General features: G+C 72.3%; 7 protein-coding genes and 1 pseudogene. 6 read left to right on the forward strand and 2 right to left on the reverse strand.

Annotated features, from left to right (window positions below):
* The 3 genes and pseudogenes from ABZ281_RS25785 to ABZ281_RS25795 form a co-directional block, all read left to right on the forward strand.
* Positions 1-796 (forward strand): annotated as a pseudogene (locus ABZ281_RS25785) (hypothetical protein); the annotation flags it as partial.
* A 433-nt stretch (positions 797-1,229) separates the two neighbouring features.
* On the forward strand, positions 1,230-3,740 hold the full coding sequence (locus ABZ281_RS25790; RefSeq protein ID WP_356659111.1) for a hypothetical protein: 2,511 nt from the start codon (positions 1,230-1,232) through the stop codon (positions 3,738-3,740).
* A 333-nt stretch (positions 3,741-4,073) separates the two neighbouring features.
* A complete protein-coding gene (locus ABZ281_RS25795; RefSeq protein WP_356659113.1) occupies positions 4,074-5,360 on the forward strand; it encodes a hypothetical protein in 1,287 nt (428 codons plus the stop codon).
* A 90-nt stretch (positions 5,361-5,450) separates the two neighbouring features.
* On the opposite strand, the gene ABZ281_RS25800 is transcribed toward ABZ281_RS25795, so the two are convergent.
* Positions 5,451-5,870 (reverse strand): DUF6233 domain-containing protein, encoded by a 420-nt coding sequence (locus ABZ281_RS25800; protein WP_356659115.1) that lies wholly within the window; start codon positions 5,868-5,870, stop codon positions 5,451-5,453.
* 67 nt (positions 5,871-5,937) lie between these two features.
* Positions 5,938-6,171: a hypothetical protein gene (locus ABZ281_RS25805; protein ID WP_356659117.1), complete on the reverse strand. Its 234-nt coding sequence runs from the start codon at positions 6,169-6,171 to the stop codon at positions 5,938-5,940.
* Between the two features lie 284 nt (positions 6,172-6,455).
* Here ABZ281_RS25805 and ABZ281_RS25810 point away from each other — a divergent pair, with 284 nt between their 5' ends.
* From ABZ281_RS25810 to ABZ281_RS25820, 3 genes are all read left to right on the forward strand, one after another.
* Positions 6,456-7,424, forward strand: coding sequence for an ATP-dependent DNA ligase (locus tag ABZ281_RS25810; protein WP_356659119.1), 969 nt, complete (start codon positions 6,456-6,458; stop codon positions 7,422-7,424).
* Positions 7,425-7,632: 208 nt separating this feature from the next.
* Positions 7,633-7,971, forward strand: a complete 339-nt coding sequence (locus ABZ281_RS25815) for a hypothetical protein (RefSeq protein ID WP_356659121.1) — start codon at positions 7,633-7,635, stop codon at positions 7,969-7,971.
* Positions 7,972-8,069: 98 nt separating this feature from the next.
* Positions 8,070-8,552: a hypothetical protein gene (locus tag ABZ281_RS25820; RefSeq protein WP_356659123.1), complete on the forward strand. Its 483-nt coding sequence runs from the start codon at positions 8,070-8,072 to the stop codon at positions 8,550-8,552.
* Position 8,553: the final 1 nt, after the last annotated feature.

Genomic DNA, 8,553 nt, shown 5'->3' on the forward strand with positions numbered 1-8,553 from the left:
CACCACGGTGAAACCGTCCTCCTCGAAACTCTCCCGGTACCGCCGGAGCCCGGCGGGGTCCAGGATGGACGCGGCTCCGGCCAACGCCCTGCCGGCCAGCACCCCGCAGGCCACCGCCAAGAGGGCCGAAGAGCCGCCGGCGAGCGTGGCGGTGCCACCAGCCGCCCCGGCATCCGCGCCGCCCCTCCCGTCGCAGGATGAGAAGGAGCCGGTCACGCAGGAGACCCGGGAGGTCCCGGAGCCTGCTGCGGTGGGCGAACCGCGCTCCCAGGCCGCTGCCGAACCGAAGCTGAAGACCGAGCCGGAGGCGGAGCCCGAGCCGGTGGCGGAGCAGGACCCGGAACCTGAGCGAGAGCCTGCCGAGCCCGCCGCAGAGGGCTCCACGGCCGGTCAGTCCGATGAGGAGGAGCCGCTGCCGGGCGAAGGCGAGGACGCCCTCGGCGACGAGGAGGGTGAGGAAGAGCACGAGGACGAGGAGCCCGACCCCGAGCACGACAACCTGCCGGACAACGAGGAAAACGAAGAGGCACGGGAGCGGCTGAGCATCGACATCGACCTTTCCGTGCTGCCGAAGAACCTCACCCAGCGGCAGCGGGCCGAGCGGATCTACGTCGCCCACCAGGCCGCCGGCGTAGCCCTGCTGCAGGCCGACCTGGGCAAGTGGGCCGGGTACAAGAACCCGAACTCCGGCGGAAACGAGTACCGCCGGCTGGAGAAGGAGCACGGCCCCATCGTGGTCCGTGAGGGTGCCACGCACGTCGACCTGAACTGGTCCCACCAACCCGTGGCGGCCTGACTGCCTGACTGCCCGGCTTCCGTCTCCCCCGGCCGGTAGGTGCACCGACGGAACTCCCGAAGCGTCACCGACGAAACGTCACCGAGGCGCACCGGTCGACGAATCGGGCGTTCGGTTCAGCGGGAACGGGTCTCCGACAGCACGGGAGACGCTCCCGGCAGCGGGATGGACAGCCACTGCCCGCAGGGTTCCGTCGGTGCACAACGTGCTGGACCACGCCGTCTGGCGGCCGGGCGGGCGATAGGATCGGCGCTGCGTCTGTCACCGGGCGTGCCGTGTCCGGACCCACCTCCGGGCTGTGGTGAATCCAGCTGCCGCTGGGAGCGTGATGCAGTGGTGACGGTTGGCGCTCCCGCCTTTCTTCGACCGCCCTGTATGCACTCCGGCGCCGGTCGTGGTGGGACGGCCCGGGCCGGAGCGTGCAGGAGCCGTCGTGTCGTCGAAGAACAGCACGAAGATCAGCAACCGCCAGAACATCGCCAGGGCTCTCAACGCCGAGACGCGGATGGGGTACCAGCGTGCCCTGGAGCGCGTCGTCGACGCCGCCGAGAAGGGCCTTCTCCCAGCCGTGCTGGACGCGGCCGGCCGTGCGGAGGCCGTCCGGATCCTCTCTGCCCCGACCGGACCCCAGCCGGCCGCCCGCCAAGGCGCGCGCATCACCCAGGGGGTCGGCGAGGTTGCCCCCGTCGCTTCGCCGGCCTTCCCGCTGTGGGACGGAGCAGCGGTGACGTGGCCGGACGCCGGGACTCTGGGCAGCACCGCTCCGTCGAACCACTACGTGGCCGCGGTCCGCGACCGGCTGCGCCAGGACATGGCGAAGTTCTTGATCGACCGCGCCGGAGCCCGGCGGGCCGATGCGGACCACTGCTGGGAGCTTGGTCACTGGATCCCGTCGGACCACGCCGCTCACGCCGTCCGCCAGGCCCAGCAGTACCTCGGCGACAGGGGCTGGACGGAGGTCCGCGTCCTGTGGGCCCGGCCCGGTGCGCCGCTCGCCGAACCCGAGTGGATCAACGTCGACGTCACCAGCGTGCACCCGCGCAGCACCGGCCCCCGGGACCGGCCCTGGCTGAGCGTGTACGACGGCCGGGACCACTTCGCGCTGATGCTGTCCGACATCGCCGCCCTCAGCCTGCCCGGTGACGATGACGAGACCGCCCCCGTCGATCCCGACGACCGGGCGAAGGCCCTCGCCGCAAGCGTGCAGAATCCCGACCTCGAACGGGTCGACGGTGCCCGCCGCGGCGCCCTCTACCAGGCACGGAAAGACGAGGAGGCACTGCTGCGCGCCTCGGCGCACCCCGACCGCCCCGCGCTGGTGCCGCTCGGCGGTGTCGGGACGGGCGGCGGCGAGGTGGCCCTCGACCTCGACGCACCGTTCCTCGGCTACCCGACCCGGCAGACCAGGGACCTCCTCAAGCGCGCCGGGACCTGGGGCCTGACCCTGCGCGAGGTCCGCGAACACCTCGCGATGGACGATCCCCAGGCTCTGGCCTACCTCGGCGCGATGGCCGGCCAGGGGCTGCTGACCGCACCCGGTACCGGCACCGCCGCCGACCGCGACGGCGGACGCTGGAAGATCACCGCAGACGGTGTGCAGCTCGGCCGCGGCACCGGCCGCAAGGCGGTCAGCCGCGCCCGGGCCGACGTCCTGGCCGCCAAGGTCGTCACCGCGGCACGCGACATCAACGCCGACCCCGACTCGCTGTGGTGGGTCAAGGAGATCCGGGCCGTCGGCCCCTACTCCGACCCCGGCCGTGAGCAGCTCCTGCACGTCGACCTCGCCGTCCACCTGTCTCCGCGCCTGTCGGACCAGACCGAGCAGGCCAAGGCCGAGGCCCGGATGGAGGACGACGCCAGGGACGCGGGCATGACCGGCCTGGTCCGCGACATGGTCGGCTACGGCCACTGGCGCACCAGGCTCGCCCTGGCCGGCAAGGGGACCACCGTGCGGTTGTTCATGCTCCACCCGTACGACGAGGAGGGAACGGTCTTGTTCCGGGAGGGCCGCGACCTGACCGTCAGCCGCACCACGCCGCGGTACCGCAAGCCCGAGCCCGGCGCCGTCGGCCGTTGCTCCTGGTGCCGGCGCGAGGTGCCGGCCACCCGGATCTCGCGGCCCGGCGAGCCGCGCAGGTCCTCGCCGATCGCCCTGTGCGAGGACTGCCTGGGCCTGGGCGGGGTGTCCGGCCGCGCCGACGACTACCAGGAGGTCTATCCCCACGCGAGCTACAAGGCGCTGAAGGAACTGCAGGGAGGAGGCGCGTTCCACGACACGGGATGTGCGCTCTGCGGGCGCCTGCCCGCCACAGGGCAGCAGTGGTGGGAGCGGTACAGCAGCAGTGAAGAACCCGATGCAGTCCTGAGGCTGTGCCAAGTCTGTCCGGGCCTGCTGGGTCTGGCCGACCGGCGCGAGCGTGAGCAGGAGTGGAGGGAGCTCCACCAATCCGCCTGCCTGACGGGGATGCACGCGATCCTGCGCGAAGAGGCAGGGCTCGAGCCGTTCACGGTGCCGGCGAGGAAGCGGAGGCTCCCGCGCCTGACCGAGTTCCACCAGCAGATCCTCGAAGCCATCACCGTCAACGGCGTCATCTCCGCGGCCGACATGGACCGTATCGACCACGCGCAGGAGATCTATCGGAAGCGTGACTGGTGGCAGTCGCGTATGGGTCACCTGCTGCAGCACGACCTCGTCACTCCTGTCGGAGGTGAGTGGAGGCGCCCGTGGTCGCGGATGCGCGCCATGGACGACGAGGAGCGCGACCTCGTCCGCAAGATGCGGGAGCTGCACGTCCCCGGCCCGGTCTGGAACGGGACAGCCGTTGTCGCCCCCCAGCCGCCCGCGGACTGGATCTGCTTCGCAGACCAGCTCAAGACGCTGGCCGACAAGCACGACCGCCTGGCACTGGGCCTGCGGGAAGCCGCGCAGGGTCGGCACGACTGATCTGATCCTGGAGCCGGCACGATTTCCGACCCCCCACCACCGCTGCTCCTTCCGCCCTACCGGCTCTGCCCGGAGGGCGGGAGGAGCAGCGCCCTCCGGGCTTCCGGCGGCGCACAGACGAAAACCCTCCGCCCGTCACCGACGAACGTCACGAAGGTGCGGAAAGGATCTCCGACAGCACGGGAGACGGTCTCGACGCTGGGGTGGATCCTCCCTGGTCCCAGAGTTCCGTCTGTCCACCCGGTAGGACCAAGGCGGGGGACAACGCCGTGTCGGACCGTGCGGGTAGCCTCAGGGGCGACACCACACCGGGTACAGACAGGGGGGCGGCCGGTGAGCAGCCGCTGGCATCGGGCGATCGCCGAGCTGAGCGCCCAGGGGGACGCGGCCCGGGCCGCCGCCCAACGCGTGCAGGATGTTCCCAGCGGGCAGCGCACGACCGCCGCCGCGATCTCCTACGCGGCCGAGACCGACTATCTGCGCAGCGCGAGCACGCTGCTGCGCGCGCACCTCACCGACCGGCGTCCGCCCCGGCGGCTGCCGGTCGCCCGCGTCTGGCCGTGCCTGCGCGATGTGTGGAAGGACCGGGCGCTGGACCGGCTCGGCGGGGTGTGGCAGGCCGTGCCCCGGGACGCCGCCCTGGCACGGATGCGCAGCGCCCCGTCCGATCCTCTCCTCACTGCCGTCATCGACCAGGTCGAGGCACTGCAGGCCAGCCTCCGCGGCGACCGGCGGGTGGACCGGCTGTACGAGTCGTACATCCCTGACCGGACAGGCAGCGCCACCGATCTGCTCGGCGCGGGGCGAACGGCCCCCACACTGCCCGGGTTCCCCGACCCCGGGCACCCCCTCAACCGCGTCTTCCCCCGCAGCAGAGCCACGGGCACGCGGATCCAGCCCGGCCGGGAGGCCGAGTTCAACCAGCTGAGCACCGACCGGTTTGCTGTGCACGCCAGAGCTCTCGCCTTCGGCGACGCGGTTCTCGCTCTCCTTGTCGAGCACCGCGCGGAAGGCGCCTCGCCGGATCCGGGACGACTGCGCGGTGCCGGCCGCTGGGCGGGGCGCGAGCAGCAGCTGGTGCCGGACCGGGCGAAGTGGCCGGCCAAGCTCAACGGCTACCAGGGCGCGACACTGGCCGGACTCGGCTGGCTGGTACTCGCATGCACCGGACTGCCGCTCACCTTCGGGCAGCGCGCCGACCTGCTGTCCCACTACACGCTGCTGTTCCTGACGGCCGGCCTCATCGCCTGTACCGGAACGGCCCTGATCCACCGGCACGGCCCGAGGCTGATCACCGCGCCCGGGCCTCAGGCCCTGTTCCCCGGAATCGTCGCGGCAGTGGTCGCCTTCACGGTGTGGCAGGGCCAAGGGCCCGTCGCCGACTACTACTTCGCCGGCCCGTACGACCGCTACGACCGCCAGTACGCGAACGAATGCCTCGCCGCCAGCCCTTACCGGCACGACGCCGTCCGGGCCATGGTCGACGACGGCGTGCTGACCGTCACCCCCGTCGAGGGAGGCGCGACGCTGCGCCTGGGACCGGCCGAGGACGGCGGTACGCACCCGCTGCGCCCGCTCGACCGGACGACCCGGGCGGTGCTCGACGAGTACGGGTGCTGACCCTGCCCGGCCGGGCGCCGGATGCGGTAGGAGCAGGTCACCCGGCCCCTCACCGGGGGCGGTAGCGCACCGTTTCCGGGGTGGTGAGGTTCAGCCGTAACCCTGGCCCAGTTCCAGGGCGGGGATGAGTATCTCGGCGGCCGGGCAGTCATGACACGCCTTGGCTCCGGGCCGCATCAGAGCATCCAGTGCTTCGAGGGTGCCGATCTCGCGTCCGCCTCCGGCAGCTGCCGGGCAGACGGCGTCGTGGACGACCGTGCCGCGGCGGCCGGCGGGCCGGACGATCCATCCGGTCGGCCTGGGCGGAGGCATGGTCCTGGGGTCTCGGCGGTTCGGGACGTTCGACAGGTCGACTCCGTCGATCGGCCTCAGCTGCCGGTCGGTGACCCACACCGTGTACTCGGCAGCTTCGACGCCGTCCTGCGTGGTCACCCACGAGGGCATGCCGATGCGGTAGCGCCACGGGTGTCCCTGGGCGCTTTGGAACCTCTCGTGCAGACGTACCTCCACGGTCTGCTCGTCGGGTAGGACGAGCAGTATCCGGGCAGGCAGAGGTCCGGGACGGTCGTTCACCGGGCTAGGCGGCGGGGGTCTGCTCCAGCGTCCGGGCCTGCCGCCGCAGGCCCTCAAGGCGGGCTCTGCCGACGGTTCCCGCCCAGTAGGGGTGGAACAGGACCCGGGCGGACAGGTGCAGCAGCTGGCGGCGCCGCACGGTGGTGAAGGCGCGAGGGTCGGCCGCGAGCGCCCGGTAGGCGCGGAGAAAGGCGATCTGCGCCTGGACGAGGTCGGGGGGATAGATGTGCTGCTCCATGACGCAATTCAATCAGGTGTTCGAATTCTTCTTCGAGTCGGCGCGGCGCCCGAGAGCCGTGGCGTCAGGACTGACCCTTCGCCGCAGGCCAAGGACCCGTCGTTCCCCGAGGGAGCAGGCACGCCGCGGCCCCGGCAGCCCTCCCTTCAGCGGGACGCGTGCGGATGGGACCCCGCATCGTGCGCCGCCCGGGGCGAGAGTGCAGGATCTGTTCTCCCTGGAGCGCCGTGCTGGCGGCCCGAGCACGACGGGCGAGTGGGACGCGCGGGGCGTAGGAGTGGAGGGTGCACCTGTCCCCGCCCATCGAGCCGATGCTCGCCCGCTCCGTCACCGCACTGCCGCCTGCGGGGGCCAGGCCCGCGCTGTTCGAGCAGAAAGCCGACGGGTTCCGTGTGCTGGTGTTCGCCAGCCCCAAGCCATTCCTCCAGTCCAGGCGGGGCGCGGATCTGGGCGGTGCGTTCCCTGAACTCGTCGCGGCCGCGGCCGCGCTCGGCGTCGAAGCGGTCCTCGACGCCGAGCTGGTCACGGTGGGAGCGGACGGGCTCGACTTCACCGCGCTGCAGGAACGAGCCCGGCGCCGGGGTGCCACCGCCAGGCGGGCTGCGCTGGAACGGCCGGCCCACCTGATCGTCTTCGACGTGCTCGAGATGTCCGGTGCTGTTCTCCTCAATGAGCCGCTGTGGCGGCGCAGGGACGCCTTGGAGGACCTCTTCGCCGGTCGCCGGCTGACAGCACCGTGGGCGCTGTGCCCGCAGACCTTGGACCGGAAGCTCGCCCTCGGCTGGCTGGACCCGGCCTGGGGAGCGGCCGGGATCGAGGGGATAATGATCAAGGACCCGGATTCGCGATACCGGCCCGGAGAGCGCGGGTGGATGAAGCTGCGGACCCGCCTCACGATGGAAGGGATCATCGGCGCGGTCACCGGCGCCGTGGCCGCGCCCCGAAGTCTCCTGCTCGGCCGGCTCGACGCGGCGGGCCGGCTGCGCCTGGTCGCCCGCTCCACGCCGCTGCCCCGCAAGGCGGCCGTCGAGCTGGGCGCCGCCCTGCGGCCGGCGGGAGCGGAGCATCCCTGGTGGGGCCGGACCTTCTCGGCCGGGTGGGGAGTGAAGGAGGCGTTGGTCTTCCACCCCGTGGCGCCCGACCTCGTCGCCGAGGTCGAAACCGACACCGCTCTCGACCTGGGCCGGCACCGTCACCCGGTGCGCTACGTGCGAATCCGGGACGACATGACCCCCGGCGACGTCCGGGCGTGACCCCCTCACCCGGTCGGCCGTGACGCCGCGGAACCCATTGCGCGCAAGTTTCCGCAAACCCCTGGCTCCGCCGGTCCCCAGCGGGCCAGACTCGCGGCATGTCCGTACGCGACTTCTGCCACGTCCACCAGGAGCACAGCCACCGGACCCTCGCCGGCACCGTCGAGCCGTCGAGCCGTCGGCGGCCGAAGCCGCCCGGTGGGACGCCATGCTCCAAGCGGTCGCCATCGCTCGGGAACTGCCCGCGGACAGAGGGCAGGAACTGTACGAGGCGTGGGTTGCAGCCGAGCGGCCGGCCGCATGCCCGTGCACGCTGTGCAGTACCGTCCGCCAGGCCTTCGAGACCGAGCGGGCCCGCGAGGCCGCAGGTGCCTACCGGGGAGAGAGCGGATTCTGGATCTTCCCCAACGGGCTGCCCGACGGAGAGAAGCTGACGGGGTCCTACCAGGTCGCCGAGGGAGTCTGGGTGAACGCCGACGAGGCGCACCCGGCCTCTCCGGGCGGCACGGGGAGCGACGCGCAGCCTCACACCCCGGTCGGCGGATGAGAGTCGGGTCACAGTCGTAGCGTCCGATCCTGGACGCTGGCCCTGCCCTCCACTGGTCATGATCAGAGCCTCACCCGCGACCAGGAGGGGCTACCGCTGTGCCGGTCCTGCGCCAGATCACCACGTGCACCGAGCCGTCGACCGTCGTCATCGAACGCCGCGTCCGCGCACGCGACCGGTCGGTGGACTACCGGCTGGAGGTCTGCCGACGCCACCGCTGGCTGGCGAGCAACTGGCCCGGACGGCGCAGCGCCAAGGGGGCCGGCGGACGGTGCGGCACGGTCACCGACTACCGCCCCTACACCCAGATCGTGCAGTCCCATGCCGCCCTGTGGCTGGTGCCGTTGACCACAAACGGTCCCCAGGACCACGACGGCGACCTCGCGGCCGCGCTGCGCGCGGGGCACGAGTTGCTGACCGCGCACCGGGAACCGACCGGCGTGGCGATCGCGCTGGAACACGCGGCGAGGATCGCCGAGGCGGTCACCGCCGGCAGCCTGCCCCTGGCCGACGGGCAGGCCCAGGTCCTGGCGGCACTCAGCGCGGCGGAAACCCTCGACGCCGGAGCACGAGGCGCCTGAC

This window comes from Streptomyces sp. NPDC006265 (assembly GCF_040613555.1).
Lineage (GTDB): Bacteria > Actinomycetota > Actinomycetes > Streptomycetales > Streptomycetaceae > Streptomyces.